The organism is Stutzerimonas sp. S1 (assembly GCF_025966695.1).
GTDB lineage: Bacteria > Pseudomonadota > Gammaproteobacteria > Pseudomonadales > Pseudomonadaceae > Stutzerimonas.
Map to the genome: position 1 here is coordinate 12,876 of NZ_JAOEIY010000003.1, position 17,478 is coordinate 30,353.

A 17,478-nucleotide genomic window follows, 5' to 3' on the forward strand; every position below is an offset into this window, starting at 1 on the left:
CGTTCTGGATCAGAGGCGCAGGCCGCCATCCAGTTCGAGGATGCGGCCGGTGTAATAGTCATTCTCGAAGATGTAGGCCACCGAGTGGGCGATCTCGGCCGGCTTGCCCATGCGCTTGAGCGGGATGCCAGAGGTCATCTTCTCCAGCGCTTCGGGCTTCATGCTGGCGACCATTTCCGTCTCGATGAAGCCCGGCGCCACGCCCGCGACACGAATGCCGTAGCGCGCCAGCTCCTTGGCCCAGACCACGGTGGCCGAGGCCACCCCGGCCTTGGCCGCGGAGTAGTTGGTCTGGCCCATGTTGCCGGCGCGGGAGATCGAGGAGATGTTGATGATCGCGCCTTCGCTCTTCAGCTCGACCATCTTCGCGGCGACCTCGCGGGTGCAGAGGAACACGCCGGTCAGGTTGACGTCGATCACCGCCTGCCACTGCGCCAGGCTCATCTTGCTGATCTCGCCGTCCTTGACCTTGAGCAGCAGGCCGTCACGCAGGATGCCGGCGTTGTTCACCAGGCCGTGCAGACCGCCGAAGTCCTCGGCAACGCGGGCAACCATGGCGATCACCTGTTCCTCGTTGGCGACGTTGCACAGATAGGCGCGTGCCTCGCCGCCTGCGGTCTTGCACGCTGCCACGGCTTCGTCCAGGCGCTCCTGGTTCAGATCGACCAATGCCAGCTTTGCACCCTTGCTCGCCAGGTATTCGCCCATCGCCCGGCCAAGGCCCTGGCCGCCACCGGTGACGATGATGACCTTGTCTTGAAGCTGCATGCTCATCTCCTTGTTGTCGTACTGCTATGGGAAACGACGCCCGTCGGGGAAATCGTTATGCTGGCGCCCGTCGATCCGAAAACGCCTCGCGAGGAGCCCCAGTGAGCGCCGAAGCCAGCAAGCATGCCCGACAACTCCTGCTCAAGGAATACCGCGGCGTGCTCTCCACCCACTCCCAGGCCATGGCCGGCTTTCCGTTCGGTTCGGCGGTGCCTTACTGCCTGGACGCCAACGGCTGGCCGCTGATCCTGATCAGCCGTATCGCCCAGCACACTCGCAACCTCAAGGCCGATCGGCACTGCTCGCTGCTGGTCGGCGAACGCGCCGCCGAGGATGTGCAGGCCGCCGGGCGACTCACCCTGCTGGCCGAAGCCCGCCAGCTTGACGAGCCCGCAGCGATCGAGTCGGCGGCGCAGCGCTATTACCGCTACTTCCCGGAGTCGCGCGACTACCATCGCGTGCATGATTTCGATTTCTGGGTATTGGAGCCGGTGCGCTGGCGCTACATTGGTGGCTTCGGCGCGATTCACTGGCTCGACCACGTCGCGCTGGCCAATCCCTTCGCGGTCGAAAATGGCGAGGTGGAGCAGGGCATGGTCGAGCACATGAACCACGATCACGCTGCCGCCATCGCCCGTTACGTCGAACAGGCCGGACTGCCGCAGAGCTCGGTCGCACAAATGGCCGGGATCGACAGCGAGGGCTTTCATCTGCGCATCGGTCAGGCGTTGCACTGGCTGGCGTTTGCGGCACCCTGCGAGACGCCACTGGCGGTGCGCCAGGCCTTGGTAGCCATGGCGCGCAGCTGAGGCGATTCAGTTTCGCTTCAGTCGCGGCTTGCATAATCCGGTTACAGGCTGTTTTTCATGCGGGTTGAATTAGACCTGTGCTGCCGTCATCTACAGAGGACTGGAAGCTGATCTTCCGCCAAGGACCCTCGATGCGAATCTTCTTTGTGCTGTTTCTGTTGTTTCCGCTGGCCGAGCTGTACGTGCTGATCAAGGTCGGCAGCTCCATTGGCGCGCTGGCGACCATCCTGCTGCTGGTGCTCAGCGGCATCGCTGGCATCCTGCTGCTGCGTCTGGCCGGGTTCGCCACCGCCTGGCGTGCCCGCGAGCGGCTGGCGCGGGGCGAATTGCCCGAGCGCGAGATGCTGCAGGGCCTGATGATGGCCATCGGTGGTGGCTTGCTGTTCCTGCCCGGCTTCATCAGCGATGTGCTGGCGCTGGTCGTGCTGTTCCCGCCGACCCGCAATTTCCTCTTTCGTCTGATCAACCGGCGTATCGAGGCCCAGGTACGTCGCCAGCGTGCTTTCGCGGATGATCTGCAGGCACGCTCCGGTCCGCAGCGGCCCAACGTCATCGAAGGTGAATGGGAGCGGCGCGATCGCGACCAATGATCAGGCCCGCGGACATCCGGCATGCCATCAGGCATGCCGGTTTCGTTTCTAGCCATGAAAATTTCATCTGCGCCCCTTGAAATGCACTTGAACGCCCGCATGTAGCGGACACCGCAAGGTCGCTGTCGTGTTCGACAGTCCGTCTTCTGCGGCTCGCGCTGCGGGCCGCAACCGGCTCCGCCGGATTTGCCCAACCCGCCGATGAAGGTCATCGGCATGGAACCACTCTACTAGGAGAGATCGACAATGAAGCTTCGTCCTCTGCATGACCGCGTCGTGATTCGTCGCAGCGAAGAAGAAACCAAGACCGCAGGCGGCATCGTCCTGCCGGGCTCCGCTGCCGAGAAGCCGAACCGTGGCGAAGTCGTTGCTGTCGGTACCGGCCGCGTGCTGGACAACGGCGAAGTACGCGCGCTGGCCGTCAAGGTCGGTGACAAGGTGGTGTTCGGCCCTTACTCCGGCAGCAACACCGTCAAGGTTGACGGCGAAGACCTGCTGGTGATGAGCGAGAACGAAATTCTCGCCGTCGTCGAAGCCTGATTACCCCGCGAATCTCCATCGATAATTCAAGAATTGAGGATCAATCAACATGGCTGCTAAAGAAGTCAAATTCGGCGATTCCGCTCGCAAGAAGATGCTGGTCGGTGTGAACGTCCTGGCTGACGCCGTTAAAGCGACCCTCGGCCCGAAAGGCCGCAACGTGGTGCTGGAGAAGAGCTTCGGTGCTCCGACCATCACCAAGGACGGCGTTTCCGTCGCCAAGGAAATCGAGCTGAAGGATCGCTTCGAGAACATGGGCGCACAGCTGGTCAAGGACGTTGCGTCCAAGGCCAACGACGAAGCCGGTGACGGCACCACCACCGCTACCGTTCTGGCTCAGGCCATCGTCAACGAAGGCCTGAAGGCCGTCGCTGCCGGCATGAACCCGATGGATCTGAAGCGCGGCATCGACAAGGCCACCATCGCCATCGTCGCCGAGCTGAAGAACCTGGCCAAGCCGTGCACCGACTCCAAGGCCATCGCTCAGGTCGGCACCATCTCCGCCAACTCCGACTCCTCCATCGGTGACATCATCGCCGAAGCCATGGAGCGCGTAGGCAAGGAAGGCGTGATCACCGTCGAGGAAGGTTCGGGTCTGGAGAACGAGCTGTCCGTCGTCGAAGGCATGCAGTTCGACCGCGGCTACCTGTCGCCGTACTTCATCAACAAGCCGGACACCATGGTCGCCGAGCTGGACAGCCCGCTACTGCTGCTGGTCGACAAGAAGATCTCCAACATCCGCGAACTGCTGCCGGTGCTGGAAGCCGTTGCCAAGGCCGGTCGTCCGCTGCTGATCGTTGCCGAAGACGTCGAGGGCGAAGCCCTGGCGACTCTGGTGGTCAACAACATGCGCGGCATCGTCAAGGTTGCTGCAGTCAAGGCCCCGGGCTTTGGTGATCGCCGCAAGGCCATGCTGCAGGACATCGCCATCCTGACTGGCGGTACCGTGATTTCCGAAGAAGTCGGCCTGAGCCTGGAGACCGCTACCCTGGAGCACCTGGGTAACGCCAAGCGCGTCGTGCTGAACAAGGAAAACACCACCATCATCGACGGCGCTGGCGCCCAGGCAGATATCGAAGCCCGCGTTGCCCAGATCCGCAAGCAGGTCGAAGACACCACTTCCGACTACGACAAAGAGAAGCTGCAAGAGCGTCTGGCCAAGCTGGCCGGCGGTGTTGCCGTGATCAAGGTCGGTGCCGGTACCGAAGTCGAGATGAAAGAGAAGAAGGCCCGTGTCGAAGACGCCCTGCACGCCACCCGTGCAGCCGTCGAAGAAGGCGTGGTGCCTGGCGGCGGTGTTGCCCTGGTGCGCGCTCTGCAGGCCATCTCCGAGCTGAAGGGCGAGAACGAAGACCAGAACGTCGGCATCGCGCTGCTGCGTCGCGCCGTCGAGGCTCCGCTGCGTCAGATCGTTGCCAACGCCGGTGGCGAGCCGAGCGTGGTGGTCGACAAGGTCAAGCAGGGTTCGGGTAACTACGGCTTCAACGCCGCTTCCGACACCTACGGCGACATGATCGAGATGGGTATCCTCGATCCGGCCAAGGTCACCCGTTCCGCGCTGCAGGCTGCTGCTTCCATCGGCGGTCTGATGGTTACCACCGAAGCCATGGTTGCCGAAGTGGTCGAAGACAAGCCGGCCCCGGCTATGCCGGACATGGGCGGCATGGGTGGCATGGGCGGCATGATGTAAGCCGACCGGCCCCTTCGCTGTAAAAAGAACCCCGCCTTGTGCGGGGTTTTTTGTGCCAGTAAACCGGCGGCTGCCGAAGTTCGAGCCGACCGTTTGTCGCAAAGGGCGGATGAAGTTCTTGAGGTGGACTACGGTCAGTAGACTTTCCCCTATATCAAGGGCTTGCGCGATGAAGCTTGAATTTGCACGAGGAGTTTTCCTCATCGGCGCGCTGGGCGTCACCTCGCTGTGCGTCGCTGCCTGGAATGAGCCAAGGGCGAACGTGGTACGCAGTAGCGACAGCTATAGTTCTTGCCCCTTGCCACCCTCGGCGCGCTCGGTCCAGACGCAGTTGCGCCTGGACGGTGAGCTGCTGCTGTTGCTCTACGGGCTTTCGCAGAGCCTGGGCAGTCGCGGCTGAGTTGCTGCGCCGGTGCCTGGCCCGCGTGATCGCCACCGCGCCGGTCGGTTCATTGCTGCTGACCAGCAGGGCGTCGCTCGCGTGAGCGCCGGCCGGGGCGCTGGCGGCGACCGCGGCGCCGTCGGTGATCGGCACGCGCGGCTCTGATCCGTGGATCAGCCGGCTAGCCGGCGGGTCACGTCACTCAGTTGCAGCGAGAGGCTGTGCAGGTTCTGGCTGGCGGCCTGGGTGCGCTCGACATTTTCCTGGTTGGTGGTGGCGATCGAGGTGATTTCGGTGAGGTTGCGCGAAATATCCTCGGCCACGGCCGTCTGTTCCTCGGCAGCTGTGGCGATCTGCCGGTTCATGTCGCGAATGGATTCGACCGCCTCGGTGATGTGCTGCAGCATCTTCCCCGCCTCGGTGACTTGCTCGACTCCCTGTTCGCTGCGCTGCTGGCCGCTTTCGATGGCGCGTACGGCGTTCAGCGCACCGGTTTGTACCGAGTCGATGATCTGGTGGATCTCGGCGGTCGATTCGGCGGTGCGCTGGGCGAGGGTACGCACCTCGTCGGCAACCACGGCAAAACCGCGGCCGGCTTCGCCCGCGCGGGCAGCCTCGATTGCCGCGTTGAGTGCCAGCAGGTTGGTCTGATCGGCGATGCCGCGGATCACTTCGAGGACCTTGCCGATTCGCCCGCTGTCGCCTTCCAGGCGACGGATGACTTCCGCTGTGCTGCTGATCTCGCCACGGATCGTCGTGATGGTCTGGATGGTCGAGTGCATCACTGCTTCGCCCTGCTGGGCCGCATGGTCAGCCGCATCGGCGGCGTGCGCCGCCTCGCCGGCATGGCGGGCAACTTCCTGAGCGGTAGCGGACATCTCGTGCATTGCCGTGGCGACCTGATCGGTGCGCGAGAACTGCTCGCGCGTGCCCTGGGCCATCAGCGTCGAGATTGCGTTCAGCTCGCCGCTGGCGCTATCCAGGTTCGCGGTGCTCTGCTGCAGGCGATTGAAGGTGTCGGCGAGGAAATCGCGCAGCGTGTTGGCCGCGGCCGCCAGGCGCCCGAGTTCGTCGGCGCGCGAGGCGTCCACGCGGTTGGCGAACTGGCCCTGGCTGAGGCGGGCAATATGCTCGATCAGCGAGCGGGTCGGTTCGATGATGTTGCGGTTGACCAGCCACAGGCTGAGCAGCGCCACCAGGGCACTGGCGAGCAGCATCACCAGGGCGCCGATTATCGCGGCGGAGCTGGCATCGGCACGGATCTCACCGGATTGCTGTGTCGCAGCCTGCCGCAGTTGGTTGACCAGCTCGCTCATCTGCGCGCTGGCGGCGCGGTCGATGCCAGCCACTGCCGCGTCGCCTGCGGTCGGGTCGGCATCCGCGGCGACGAATGCATCGAAGCCTTTGCGATAAGCCTCGCCGAGGCTGCGGTGCTCGCTTTGCAAGCGTTGCACCTGGCTCGCCAGCTGTGGATTGGCGACACTCACGCGCACCAGCTCGCCGAGCAGCTCCTGTACCTTGCGTTCCTGCGTCTGGAACTGCGACCAGTACTTGTTGCGTTGCTCCGGGTTCTTGCCGCGCAGCAACACGTTCTTCCACTCCTGCACCTGGATCTTGAATTCCAGGTTCGCTTCATCGACCAGCCGCGACTCATTCAGCGGGCCATCGAGCAGCTCGCCGAAGTGTTCGACGTGGTGGGACAGCTGCTGGATGCAGAGCAGGGCGATCACCAGCAGCAACAGCAGGCTGCCACCGATCAGGGCGAGGATTTGCGCGCGCAACGATTTCTGAAGCATGGAGGACTCTCAGCATGAAGGAATAGCAATTGGCCGGCATCCATGCCGAGCGTCTTCCTATTCGGCCGGGAAGCCTCGGACTTGAGCTCAGACGACGCGCAAATGGTTGTCCCAGAGCCCCGCAGGCAGTTCCAGCGGCTCTCCGCGGATGCGTTCGCCGCGGCAATCGAGCAGCCGGCAACGGCCCTGACCGGAGCTGACGACGAACCCGTGCTCGACCGCGGCGACCCCGGCGCAGTCCGGCAACTGGATTTCCTCGCGCAACTGCGCGGTATCAAGATTCCAGACGAACACCTTATTGCCGCGTGGTGCGGTCACCGCGAGCAGGCGCAGTTGATCGTGGATGGCCAGGCTGGCGGTGTACTGATTCATGCTCTGGCGTTGTGCCTCGCCCAGCGGGAAATGCTGGAACGCTTGCCCCGGACGCTTGATGGCCAGCAGCGGTACGCGGTCCATCGGATCGCCCTCGTACTGCTGGCCGGAGACCACGGTGCCGTCGGCGGCGACGGCCAGGTGACGGACGCTGTTCATGCGCTCGGGCAGCTGCTCCTTGCTCACCAGCGTACCGTCGCGGCGCAGCAACACCAGGCTCGGCTCCATGGCGTCGAGGTTCATCATCGCCCGGCTGTCGGCCTCGGTGCGGATGCCGCCGTTGGCGATCACCAGGGTTTCACCATCGGGCATCCACAGCAGTTGGTGCGGGCCGATGCCGTGGGTGGAGTGTTCGGCCTCGCGCACCAGACGCTGGCCCTCGAGACGATAGACGCCAAGCACGCCGCGGCCGGCGTCACTGGTGTCGTTCTCGGTGGTGTAGAACCATTCGCCATCGCGATGGAATACGCCGTGCCCGTAGAAGTGCCGCTGCGCCGGTGAGGCGAGTACCTGCAGCAGGCTGCCATCGCGGGTGTCGAGCAGGTAGCTCTCGCGGCTGGGACGGCGGCCGACGAACACGGCCAGCGGCAGGTGCGGATGCGCATAGACGTCATGGCAGCGCTCAGCCACCGGAGTGGCAAACAGCTGGCTGCCATCCAGACGATAGCCCACCGCGTAATGACGGCCATCGGCGTCGTCGCGGGCGGAAAGCAGCACCGGTTGCCGACCGCTACGGCCGAGCGTCCAGCCGCCGAGTGCGCCTGCGGCGAGCAGGGCACTGCCGATGCCAAGAAAGGCGCGGCGTTTCATGTTCAGTCTCCGTCGTGGGCGTTGAAGCCGATCTGGACACCCAGCGCGCGGGCCAGGTCGCTCTGATGCAGGCGGTGCAACTGGTCCAGCTGCTGATAGAGGGTGTTGAGACGCTCACGGCCGTTGGTATCGGTCAGCAACGTGGCGAACGGCTGGTTGAGGTCAGCCAGTTGTCGCTGCAGTTCGGCAAAGCTCTGATCGATGCGTTGTGCCAATTCGCCCTGTTCGTTGCTCAGCAACTGGCGCAGGCCATCCGTCTTGGTGCCCGACCAGACGCGCTCGGCCGAGGCGACCGCGGCGGCGAGGCTGGCGAGCGTCGCATCGCTGCGCCAGGCCTCGGCCTGATAGGGTTGCACTTGCCCCTTGGTCTGCCGGCCGAGTGGCGCGCCGAGCTTCTTCTTCAACCCGTCGAGGCCGGTGACTTGCGCACGCAGGAGCTCGGCTACCGCTTCGCGGGGCTCGACGTAGCGTTCGTTGGGGAACGCCTTGAGCTGTGCGGCCATGCCGTCCTTGTCCTGCCACTGCTGCAGCACCTCGGCGGCGAGCTGTTGCTGATGCTCACCGATAGCCGTCAGCAGGGGGCAGTAGCGCGCCTTGCCCGCCTCGTCGAGCTCGATGCTGGTGTCGAAGAGGATGTACTCGTAGGCGCTCAAGCCCTGGACCACGACGCTGGCGCTATCCAGATCGGCGCGGGTCAGCTGCGGCTTGCTGGTCAGCAGCGCGCCGACCTGACGGGCCACGAGGTTCTTCTTGTCGGGCCAGAACTGCACCTGCCAGGCGCGGTTGCCTTCGCTCATCGGGCCGATCATCAACGGCTGCAGGCCGGCCCAGGCGCTCTGGGCGTCGATGAACGCCTGGCGCGCCTCCTCCTGCGACTGGTTGCCGGCGCAGAAGGCGGTTGCGCTGGCGGCCAGGCGGCGGTCGCTCTCGGCCCAGCGCACATAGGCCGGCAGCAGCACGCCATCGGTCAGCGCCTGGCTGGTTTCGGCAAAGGGATCGGCCGGGGCGCAGGCGCCGAGCAACAGGCCAGCCAGTACGGTGCCAGCCGTGCGAAGGTTGCGATTAGCGTTCATGGAGTCCTCTTCAGCAAGGCGGTTGCGGCTTCTGCGAGCCGTGGAAACCTGGACCCGGATCGGGGCCGTGACGGTAGTCGAGCGCCGTGGCCGGCGCTCACAGTGATTCGAGAAAGCGTACCAGCGCCGCGCGCTCGCTCTGGTCGAACGCGAGTACCGCTTGACGCGCCGCCTCCGCTTCGCCGCCATGCCAGAGCACCGCTTCGAGCAGTGTGCGGGCGCGGCCATCGTGGAGGAAGCGCGCAGTGCCACTGACCGTTTCGGTCAAGCCGATGCCCCACAGGGGCGGCGTGCGCCATTCGCGACCGCTGGCTTCGAACTCGGGGCGGAGGTCGGCCAGTCCGTCGCCCATGTCGTGCAGCAGCAGATCGGTGTATGGACGGATCGGCTGATTAGCCTGCTCGGGTTCGGCGGCATCCGCGCGCGTGGTGAACTGCGGCACGTGGCAGCTCTGGCAACCGGCGCGATGGAACAGTGTCTTGCCGGCCAGCACCTGCGGATCGTCGACGCCGCGCCGTGCCGGAACCCCGAGGTTGCGGGTGTAGAACAGCACCTGAGCGAGAATCTGCTCGCTCACTTCCGGCTCGCCGCCGTTGGGCAGGGCGCGGCATTCGGTCTGGCTCTCGGTGCAGCTGCTGCCACTGAGCACGTGGGTGGACAGGCCCATGTCGTTGAAAAAGGCATCGGCATTCTGCTGGTTGAGGTTCGGCTGACCGGCTTTCCAGCCGAAGCGACCGATGACCGTCTCCCGGGTGAGCTGGTCGAAGACGCGATTGGGGCGGCCGGAGATGCCGTCGCCGTTGCGATCGTCCGGGTCGGCATTGGCCAGTAGTGCCTCCTGCGGGATCGCTTCGAGCAAGCCGAGGCCGATCATCGGCGGTGCGATTCGCAGCGAGAACTGGGTGTGCGGGTGCATGTCACCGTACGCCAGCTCGCTCAGCTGCAGCTCCGGCTTGCGCAGCTCAACTTCGCTGCCGTCGGCGAAGCGCACGCTATGGGTGCTGTAGGTAAGGCGGATGCGCGCTTCGGGCGACACGCCGGGAATGGCCATATCCTGCAACTGGCCGCCGTAGTTGGGCTCCGGGGCGATGCCGCGTTCGCGGACAACCTCGGCGTGCTCCGGGCCGGCTGGAATCGACAGGCGCACCAGCATCGACACCGCATTGTCGCTGTCACTTTCCGGCGGATGCCCGCGGCCGTCCTTGATGTGGCAGTTCTGGCAGGCATTGGTGTTAAGCAACGGGCCCAGACCATCGCGTGCCGTAGTGGACGCCGGCGCGATGACCCAAGGGTTGCGGAAGAAGCTGTTGCCAACGCTGAAATCCAGGCGCCGCATCGGTGGCAGATTCGCCGATGGCAGGGAGAAGGCGTTCTGGTCGAACTTCATGACCGTCGCGCTGCCGGCAGACAGGGCTTCGCCGGGTTCGGCGTGCTCGAAGCGTGGTGCGTCGTCACAGCCAAGCAGGCCGAGCGTCAGAAGTGCGATGGCGGATACACGAAGGGAAAAGCGCATTGGCGCTACCTGGGCTGGAAAAAGCAGGGCGCCATCTTACCAGTCCGGGTGAGTCAGAATAAGAGGGATTTGCATTTAGGGTGGGGCCGGTTACCGGCGGATGGCCGCAGGCAGCGGCTTGCCGGCGGCGGGCGCGGCACATGGCCGCACCCGCGCAGTTCCGATCAGAACTCGTGATCAGCAGTGTCAGGGTTCAGGTCGCTGATGCCGAGTGCGGCAGCCGCCTGCTCGATGGAGGCGGTCTGCTTGACCAGCGCAGCGATCGCCGCACGGATCTTCTCCTGGCCAGCAGTGTTGTCCGCCGCGATCAGCTGGTCGAAGGCTTCGCCGTCGGCGGAGCTCTGCACCAGCACCTGCAGCTTGGCCTCGGTGTTTTCCAGATCGGTTTTCAGGGTGCTGTCGACCTGCGGAGCGGCGGCCTCGACCAGCGATGCCAGGCTTGCGCCGGTGAGGGTGCTACCGTCAACACGCTGGTACTCGCCCAGGTAGATATTGCGGATCCCCTTGGCGTTGTAGAAGTGTGAGTTGTGCGTGTTGTCGCTGAAGCAGTCGTGCTCGTCTTCGGTGGAGTTGGCTTCCAGGGCGACCTTCATGCGCTCGCCTGCCAGCTCGCCGAGCGAGAGACTGCCCATACCGAACAGCATCTTGCGCACACCGTTTTCCGCCGGTTCGGCTTCCAGAGTGGCGCGGTAGTTGTCAGCGACACCGGCCTGCCACTGGCCGACCATCTCCTCAAGATCACTCACCAGCAGGTCGGCCGCAGCTTTCAGGTAGGCACGTCGACGATCGCAGTTGTCGCCGGTACAGCCTTCGCCCTCGATGAAATCGCTGGCCGGACGCTGGCCGGCGCCCGGGTTGCTGCCGTTCAGGTCCTGGCCCCAGAGCAGGAATTCGATGGCGTGGTAGCCGGTGGCGACGTTGGCCTCGGAACCGGCCAGCTCGTTCAGACTGGCGAGCTTCTCGCCGGTGATCTCGCCGACATCGATCTTGTCTTCGCCAATCTGCACTTCGCGGTTGGCGACGATATTGGCAGTCGCCCCCGGGTTGCCCAGCGCGTGCTGATAGTCGCCCTGGACGTAATCGATCAGGCCTTCGTCCAGCGGCCAGGCGTTCAACTGGCCTTCCCAGTCATCCACCACGCTGTTGCCGAAACGGAATGCCTCGGTCTGCATGTAGGGCACGCGCGCCGCCAGCCAGGCGTCCTTGGCTGCCTGCAGGGTTTCATCACTGGGACTGGCGATCAGGGCGTCGATCGCCTGCTGCAGCTTGACGCCGGTCGCGTGGGCGTCGCTGAACACCGCCAGGGCCAGGTCGGCATAGTGGCTGACTACCGCCTTGGCGGCCTGCTCATCGAGCTTTTTCGTGCTCTCGGCAGGCTGGGCCTGGGTGGTAGCCTGCGGGGCCGCCGCCTGCTGGGTGGGTTTCTTGTCCTCGCCGCAGCCGGCAATAGAGACGGCAACGGCCAGCAAGGTCGCGGTGGCCCAGATGGGGGTGCGTAGCATGAGCGAGATCCTTTTAGCGTTCGAACGATGATCAATCCGGCTGACAGCGACCTGCGGTCGCAGCAGCTGGTAATAATGCGAAAGATTTGCATTTTGTGCAAAGGCAATGCGTGCGCTGCCTCTCTCTCGTGCCTCGGTCATGACGATAGAATGCTGGCACTTTGAAGTGCCGAACATTCCTGGAGAAACCTGATGAACCTGACGATCGTGGCCCTAGTAGTGGTGGCGTTTCTCGTCGTTGCCTATGCGGTAATCCTCTACAACGGCTTGGTGCGCCTCAAGCATGGGGTCGGCAAGGCCTGGGCGAACATCGATGTGCTGTTGCGCCAGCGGCACGAGGAGCTGCCCAAGCTGGTGGAGACCTGCAAGCAGTACATGCAGCACGAGCGCAGCACCCTCGAGCAGGTGATTCGTGCCCGCGGTGCGGTGGCCGATGCGCGTGCACAGGGCGACATCGCTGCGCTCGGCAAGGCGGAGACCGGCCTGCGCGCAGGGCTCGGACAGTTGTTCGCATTGGCCGAGAACTATCCGCAGCTCAAGGCTGACGAGAGCTTCCGGCATCTGCAACAGCGTATCAGCGGCCTGGAGAGCGGCATTGCCGACCGTCGCGAGCTGTACAACGAGGCGGTCAATCTGAACAACGTGCGCATCGAGCAGTTCCCCGATGTGCTGCTGGCGCGCTGGTTCGCGTTTGGTCCGGCCGCGCTGCTGCAGTTCAGCGAAGCGGAAAAAGCCGATGTCGATCTGCGGGCGCTGTTCGGTTAATCCGCATGCATCTCGCTTCGCTGTTCGCCTTGGTCGCCGCCTGTGGTCTTTGCCTGGCGGGCGGTTGGTTGTGCATCAGTCGCTGGTCGCGAATCCGCCACCTGCAGGATACGCCGACCTCGCGGATCCGCTCGGCGGCCCAGGGTTATGTAGAACTGGTCGGTGTGCTGCGCGAGTTGAGCGCACCGCAACTGGTGGCGCCGCTGACCGGGCAGAGCTGCCTGTGGTGGCGCTACCGTATCGAGGAATATACGAGCAGTGGCAAGCGGCACAGCTGGCGGGTGATCGAGCGGGGCACCAGTGAGGCGTGGCTGCGTCTGGCCGATGCCACCGGCGAATGCCTGATCGATCCGCAGGGCGCCGAGGTGCTGCCGGCATTCCGCCGCGTCTGGACCGGCGACCTGCGCCATCCGCGAGGTTTGCCGGCGCATGGCTGGCTGGGCTGGCTGAACGGGGGCAAGAAGTACCGCTACATCGAGGAACGCTTGCACGAGGGCGAGCCGCTCTATGCGATTGGTGAGTTCCGTACCGCTGGTGGCGGGCGTCAGGGGCTCGATCTGGCTACGGCGAGAGCCGATGTGATCCGCCAGTGGAAGGGCGAGTTCGCCGGCTTGCTGCAGCGCTTCGACAGCAACGCTGACGGCCAGCTGGACGAGCAGGAGTGGCGCCGTGTGCAGCTGGCAGCAGAGCTGGAGGCCGAGGACCGTCATCGTGCTGAGAGCGTCGCGCCCGCCATCAATCATCTGGCACGGCCCAGCGAGTCGAGGCCGTTCCTGCTCTCCAGTCACGGTGAGGAAGTGCTGGCGCGGCGCTTCTACTGGCAGGCCGCCGCCGGCGCGCTGGCATGCCTGGGCGGGGCGCTCTGGCTGGCAGTGCAGTCTGGTGTGACCGGCTGGTAAGGTCGTCCGGCCTAGCTGTTCAGCCCTTGAGTTTCTCCGCGATCCAGATGGTATGCCGCGTGCCGCGGTTGCCGTGGGCGAATACCTGCACCTCTTCGGCCTTGAAGCCCGCCTTGCTCAGCTTTTCCGAGAACCTGCGGTCGGCGCTGGCCGACCACACTGCCAGGACGCCGCGGGGGCGCAATGCGCGAGCGCAAGCGGCGAGGCCTTCTGCCGAGTAGAGCCAGCTGTTGCTCTTCTGTGTGAGGCCCTCGGGGCCGTTGTCCACGTCCAGCATGATGGCGTCGAATCCTTCTGGTTCGCGCTTTAACACACCCGCTACGTCTTCATTGAGCACCCGGGCGCGCGGATCTCGCAGTGGATTGCCGGACTTTTCGCCCAGCGCGCCGCGGTTCCACTCGATGACGCCCGGCACCAGTTCGGCCACCTGCACTTCGGCGTCACTACCCAGATGCCTGAGTGCCGAAGCCAGGGTAAAGCCCATGCCCAGCCCACCGATCAGCACGCGTGGTTGTGGACGGCAGGCGACCTTGCGGCAGGGGATTTCGGCCAGCGCGTCTTCGGAGCCATGCGTGCGGGTGTTCATCAGCTGGTTGCCGCTGCCACCCTGAATCTTGATGACGAAGTCGTCGCCGTATGCGAACAGGCACAGGGCACCGCCGTTGTCAGGAATGTCGGCAGTGTCGAGCAATATGAAGCGTTTCATCAGCGTCTCGGCGAAGGCCAGTAACTGGCTGTGGAAGAAGGAGAGAGTGAGCTGCGGCGTTACAGCAGCTCGGAGTTGAGTGCGCGATCGAAACGCTGGGACTGTTGCAGCAGGACTGTCATTTCATGGGCGGGCAGCGGCTTGCTGTAGTAGTAGCCTTGCCCTTCCTGACAGCCTTCGGCGATCAGGTAGGCCTCCTGCTCGGGTGTCTCCACGCCCTCGGCGATTACTCTCATGCCCAGGCTCTTGCCTAGCTGGATGATCGCCCGAACGATGGTGGCGCCTTCGTCCTGCTGGATGTCCTGGACGAAGCTCTTGTCGATCTTGATCTTGTCCAGTGGCAGGCTCTTGAGATAGCTGAGTGACGAATAACCGGTGCCGAAATCGTCGATGGCGATCAGTGCGCCGGACTGGCGCAGGCTGCGCAGGTTGTGCGTGGCTGCCTGGATGTCTTCCATCAGGCCCGTTTCGGTGACTTCCAGCTCCAGGGACTCGGCCGGCAGCTGGTGCGTCTGCAGCAGCTTGCTGATCATCTGCGGCAGCTCGGCATGATGCAGCTGCACGGTGGATAGATTGACCGCCATGCGCAGGGTGGTGAAGCCCTGCCGGTGCCAGGTATGTAGTTGACGACAGGCTTGATCGAGGACCCAGGCACCGATCGGGATGATGCTGCCGTTCTGCTCGGCCAGCGGGATGAACAGATCCGGTGGAACCAGCTTGCCTTGCGGGTGCTTCCAGCGGATCAACGCTTCGACACCGGTAATGCGATTCTGCTGGTAGTCCACCTGTGGCTGGTAGACGAGGTGCAGCTCACCCTGTTCGAGCGCCTCGCCCAGTTCCTTCTCCAGCTCCCGGCGTGCGCGCATCTCGCTGTCGATGCTGGCCACGTAGAACTGGTAGCGGTTGCGCGAGCGATTTTTCGCCAGCGTCATGGTCTGCTCGGCTTTCTGCAGCAGCTTCTCGGTGTTCTCACCGTCTTCCGGATACAGCGTGACGCCGATGGTGCCGTGCAGGCGGATGCGTTGACCATCCACTTCGATAGGGGTTTCCAGCTCGTTCAACAGGGTCTGCGCCAGCTCTGCCGCTTCATAGGGCTGCTCGAAGCCAGCGAGGACCAGCACGAACTGGTCGCCACCCAGGCGCGCCAGTGCATCCAGGCGACCGCCGAGCGCACGCAGCCGGTCGGCCAGGGCCAGCAGCAGGCGATCGCCGGTGCGATAGCTGAACTGCTCGTTGATGCCCTTGAAGTCGTCCAGGCCGAGGCAGAGCACCGCGACTCGACGTTGCAGACGGCGCGCTTCCTCGAGAATGTGGTCGAGCTGGCGCTGCAGTTGCTGGCGGTTCGGCAGGCCGGTGAGGGTGTCGTACTGGGTCATGCGCTGCAGGCTGCTTTCCGCCTGCTGGCGCAGATGCATGTTGTGTTCGATCGAGGCGAGCAGGCCGTTAGCGGTTTCCACCCACAGGCCCAGCTCGTTTCGTTCATGCCCCTTTATCTGCGGCAGCTTGTGCTCGCCGGGGCGGTCGGGGTTGATGCGCGCCAGGTGGTCGATGAGCTTGGTCAGCGGGCGGGTCAGCAACCACTCGTAGATGAGGAACAGCACCAGGCCGAGGGTCAGCGCACGCAGGGTGCCGACGACGAAGATCACCACCGAGTCGTTGACGAACTCCTGACCGTAGCGGGCGGTATCGAGGGTGATGCGCAGATCGCCGTAGTACTCGTTGTACGGCGGTTTGCCGGTCAGCTGAATGGAAAACTGCTGATCCCGCCCGAGGATCGGGTCGGTCAGCCAGCGCGACGGCAACGAGAGGGGCGGGCGCATCTTCAGTGCCAGCAGTTCTTCACTGGGATGGCCAATCGAGGCTACGCGAATGGACTCGTGCTGAAACAGCCCTTCCATGACCTGGCTGCCCATCTCCTTGTCGAGGCTATAGATCGCCTGGGTCGAGGGATCGCGCGTCATGCGCAGGATGCGTTGAGCATCATCCTCGATGAGGTGACGGGTCTTGTAGGCGCCGAAGATGATTTGTGCACAACTGAGCGCCAGGCCTACGGCCAGCGCCGATAGCAAAACTACCCGTAAAAGTTTCCGCGACAGGCTATTGCGCAATTCCAGCTTCAAGAGGATGTCCCTTTTCCATGCCCGTGCTTCGTTGCGCAAGTATTGATAGTCACGGCGAAATCGTCAAAAAACATAAAGGTACTGGTCACGCTCTGCCTTACCGCATATCGGGCCTGTGGCTGGTCGATCGGTTGCGCCTCGGTGCTGCGAGCGGGCGGTTGTCCTTGCCCGCGGCTCTGCTGGTTCAGGGCGACTGCGCTTTTCCGGCGCTTAAACGAAAAATGCCCGCAACAGACGATGCGGGCATTTTCCAATTGCTAGCTGGTCCGTCAGTCTGCCCGCAAAGCGAGCGCGACAGTGTAACCAGAATGATCAGCCGGCGAAGTTCTTCGCGACGAAATCCCAGTTGACCAGATTCCAGAACGCTTCGACGAACTTCGGACGAGCGTTGCGGTAGTCGATGTAGTAGGCGTGCTCCCAGACGTCGCAGGTCAGCAGCGGCTTGTCGCCAGCGGTCATCGGGTTGCCGGCACCGATGGTGCTGGCCAGGCCGAGGCTGCCGTCGGACTTCTTCACCAGCCACGCCCAGCCGGAGCCGAAGGTGCCGATGGCGGTCTTGGTGAACTCTTCCTTGAACTTGTCGAACGAGCCGAAGGAGGCGTTGATGGCGTCAGCCAGGGCGCCGCTCGGCTGGCCGCCGGCGTTCGGCGCCAGGCAGTTCCAGAAGAAGGTGTGGTTCCAGACCTGAGCGGCGTTGTTGAAGATGCCGCCGGAAGAGGTCTTGATGATGCTTTCCAGATCCTTGCCTTCGAACTCGGTGCCCGGGATCAGGTTGTTCAGGTTGGTCACGTAAGCCGCATGGTGCTTGTCGTGATGGTAGTCGAGGGTCTCGGCGGACATGTGCGGCTCGAGAGCATTCTTTGCATAAGGCAGCGGTGGCAGTTCGAAAGCCATGATGTATCTCCTACTCAGGTGTCGAGGATTTGATGCAGCAAGCGCGGAGGGCGACAGCCGTTATATGGAATGGAGAGGGGCCGCAAGCGAGTTGGCGTCCTGCTCGTTTCGACTGTTATCCCTTCGCTCACCACGATCTTTGCGTAATCTCTGGCCGTTCACGGTCGGCCGGACAGGCGGGCTGCAACCTCACGCCCGCGAGCCCCGGATCATAGCACCCGCCCTGCGGCAAAACCACGCGGCAACTGT

Annotated in this window: 16 protein-coding genes; 7 read left to right on the forward strand and 9 right to left on the reverse strand. The window is 64.1% G+C overall.

The window, feature by feature from the left end; genetic code table 11:
* Window positions 1–9: 9 nt before the first annotated feature.
* Window positions 10–768 carry an SDR family oxidoreductase gene (locus N8H22_RS06705; protein ID WP_264589856.1) on the reverse strand — a complete coding sequence of 253 codons (759 nt, stop codon included), beginning with the start codon at window positions 766–768 and terminating at the stop codon, window positions 10–12.
* Window positions 769–869: 101 nt separating this feature from the next.
* Here N8H22_RS06705 and N8H22_RS06710 point away from each other — a divergent pair, with 101 nt between their 5' ends.
* From N8H22_RS06710 to N8H22_RS06730, 5 genes are all read left to right on the forward strand, one after another.
* On the forward strand, window positions 870–1,577 hold the full coding sequence (locus tag N8H22_RS06710; protein WP_264589857.1) for a DUF2470 domain-containing protein: 708 nt from the start codon (window positions 870–872) through the stop codon (window positions 1,575–1,577).
* Window positions 1,578–1,708: 131 nt separating this feature from the next.
* A complete protein-coding gene (locus N8H22_RS06715) occupies window positions 1,709–2,167 on the forward strand; it encodes an FxsA family protein (protein WP_264589858.1) in 459 nt (152 codons plus the stop codon).
* Window positions 2,168–2,413: 246 nt separating this feature from the next.
* On the forward strand, window positions 2,414–2,707 hold the full coding sequence (locus N8H22_RS06720; protein ID WP_003294630.1) for a co-chaperone GroES: 294 nt from the start codon (window positions 2,414–2,416) through the stop codon (window positions 2,705–2,707).
* A 49-nt stretch (window positions 2,708–2,756) separates the two neighbouring features.
* Entirely contained in the window at window positions 2,757–4,397 is a 1,641-nt protein-coding gene (gene groL, locus N8H22_RS06725) for a chaperonin GroEL (protein WP_264589859.1), read from the forward strand.
* Between the two features lie 169 nt (window positions 4,398–4,566).
* Window positions 4,567–4,797 carry a hypothetical protein gene (locus tag N8H22_RS06730; protein ID WP_264589860.1) on the forward strand — a complete coding sequence of 77 codons (231 nt, stop codon included), beginning with the start codon at window positions 4,567–4,569 and terminating at the stop codon, window positions 4,795–4,797.
* A gap of 155 nt (window positions 4,798–4,952) precedes the next feature.
* Here the strand turns inward: N8H22_RS06730 and N8H22_RS06735 are convergent, their stop codons facing one another.
* The 5 genes from N8H22_RS06735 to N8H22_RS06755 form a co-directional block, all read right to left on the reverse strand.
* A complete protein-coding gene (locus N8H22_RS06735) occupies window positions 4,953–6,575 on the reverse strand; it encodes a methyl-accepting chemotaxis protein (protein ID WP_264589861.1) in 1,623 nt (540 codons plus the stop codon).
* 87 nt (window positions 6,576–6,662) lie between these two features.
* Window positions 6,663–7,757, reverse strand: a complete 1,095-nt coding sequence (locus N8H22_RS06740) for a DUF1513 domain-containing protein (RefSeq protein WP_264589862.1) — start codon at window positions 7,755–7,757, stop codon at window positions 6,663–6,665.
* Window positions 7,758–7,759: 2 nt separating this feature from the next.
* Window positions 7,760–8,830, reverse strand: coding sequence for an imelysin family protein (locus N8H22_RS06745; RefSeq protein WP_264589863.1), 1,071 nt, complete (start codon window positions 8,828–8,830; stop codon window positions 7,760–7,762).
* 97 nt (window positions 8,831–8,927) lie between these two features.
* Window positions 8,928–10,343, reverse strand: a complete 1,416-nt coding sequence (locus tag N8H22_RS06750) for a di-heme oxidoredictase family protein (protein ID WP_264589864.1) — start codon at window positions 10,341–10,343, stop codon at window positions 8,928–8,930.
* 164 nt (window positions 10,344–10,507) lie between these two features.
* Window positions 10,508–11,845, reverse strand: coding sequence for an imelysin family protein (locus tag N8H22_RS06755; protein WP_264589865.1), 1,338 nt, complete (start codon window positions 11,843–11,845; stop codon window positions 10,508–10,510).
* A gap of 192 nt (window positions 11,846–12,037) precedes the next feature.
* On the opposite strand from N8H22_RS06755, the gene N8H22_RS06760 reads away from it, so the two are divergent.
* Window positions 12,038–12,610, forward strand: a complete 573-nt coding sequence (locus N8H22_RS06760) for a LemA family protein (RefSeq protein ID WP_264589866.1) — start codon at window positions 12,038–12,040, stop codon at window positions 12,608–12,610.
* Between the two features lie 5 nt (window positions 12,611–12,615).
* Window positions 12,616–13,509 (forward strand): E3 ubiquitin ligase family protein, encoded by an 894-nt coding sequence (locus N8H22_RS06765; protein ID WP_264589867.1) that lies wholly within the window; start codon window positions 12,616–12,618, stop codon window positions 13,507–13,509.
* Between the two features lie 19 nt (window positions 13,510–13,528).
* On the opposite strand, the gene N8H22_RS06770 is transcribed toward N8H22_RS06765, so the two are convergent.
* The 3 genes from N8H22_RS06770 to N8H22_RS06780 form a co-directional block, all read right to left on the reverse strand.
* The gene (locus N8H22_RS06770; protein WP_264589868.1) at window positions 13,529–14,215 is read right to left on the reverse strand and encodes an MnmC family methyltransferase; all 687 of its coding nucleotides are present in this window, start codon (window positions 14,213–14,215) and stop codon (window positions 13,529–13,531) included.
* A 59-nt stretch (window positions 14,216–14,274) separates the two neighbouring features.
* The gene (locus tag N8H22_RS06775) at window positions 14,275–16,335 is read right to left on the reverse strand and encodes a bifunctional diguanylate cyclase/phosphodiesterase (RefSeq protein WP_264589869.1); all 2,061 of its coding nucleotides are present in this window, start codon (window positions 16,333–16,335) and stop codon (window positions 14,275–14,277) included.
* 312 nt (window positions 16,336–16,647) lie between these two features.
* On the reverse strand, window positions 16,648–17,229 hold the full coding sequence (locus tag N8H22_RS06780; RefSeq protein WP_264589870.1) for a Fe-Mn family superoxide dismutase: 582 nt from the start codon (window positions 17,227–17,229) through the stop codon (window positions 16,648–16,650).
* Between the last annotated feature and the right edge of the window lie 249 nt (window positions 17,230–17,478).

Coding starts and splice junctions, on each gene's coding strand:
- N8H22_RS06780 (WP_264589870.1), bottom strand. CDS start 17,229: ATGGCTTTCGAACTGCCACCGCTGCCTTATGCAAAGAATGCTCTCGAG.
- N8H22_RS06720 (WP_003294630.1), top strand. CDS start 2,414: ATGAAGCTTCGTCCTCTGCATGACCGCGTCGTGATTCGTCGCAGCGAA.
- N8H22_RS06730 (WP_264589860.1), top strand. CDS start 4,567: ATGAAGCTTGAATTTGCACGAGGAGTTTTCCTCATCGGCGCGCTGGGC.
- groL (WP_264589859.1), top strand. CDS start 2,757: ATGGCTGCTAAAGAAGTCAAATTCGGCGATTCCGCTCGCAAGAAGATG.
- N8H22_RS06760 (WP_264589866.1), top strand. CDS start 12,038: ATGAACCTGACGATCGTGGCCCTAGTAGTGGTGGCGTTTCTCGTCGTT.
- N8H22_RS06770 (WP_264589868.1), bottom strand. CDS start 14,215: ATGAAACGCTTCATATTGCTCGACACTGCCGACATTCCTGACAACGGC.
- N8H22_RS06765 (WP_264589867.1), top strand. CDS start 12,616: ATGCATCTCGCTTCGCTGTTCGCCTTGGTCGCCGCCTGTGGTCTTTGC.
- N8H22_RS06750 (WP_264589864.1), bottom strand. CDS start 10,343: ATGCGCTTTTCCCTTCGTGTATCCGCCATCGCACTTCTGACGCTCGGC.
- N8H22_RS06755 (WP_264589865.1), bottom strand. CDS start 11,845: ATGCTACGCACCCCCATCTGGGCCACCGCGACCTTGCTGGCCGTTGCC.
- N8H22_RS06705 (WP_264589856.1), bottom strand. CDS start 768: ATGCAGCTTCAAGACAAGGTCATCATCGTCACCGGTGGCGGCCAGGGC.
- N8H22_RS06740 (WP_264589862.1), bottom strand. CDS start 7,757: ATGAAACGCCGCGCCTTTCTTGGCATCGGCAGTGCCCTGCTCGCCGCA.
- N8H22_RS06735 (WP_264589861.1), bottom strand. CDS start 6,575: ATGCTTCAGAAATCGTTGCGCGCGCAAATCCTCGCCCTGATCGGTGGC.
- N8H22_RS06715 (WP_264589858.1), top strand. CDS start 1,709: ATGCGAATCTTCTTTGTGCTGTTTCTGTTGTTTCCGCTGGCCGAGCTG.
- N8H22_RS06745 (WP_264589863.1), bottom strand. CDS start 8,830: ATGAACGCTAATCGCAACCTTCGCACGGCTGGCACCGTACTGGCTGGC.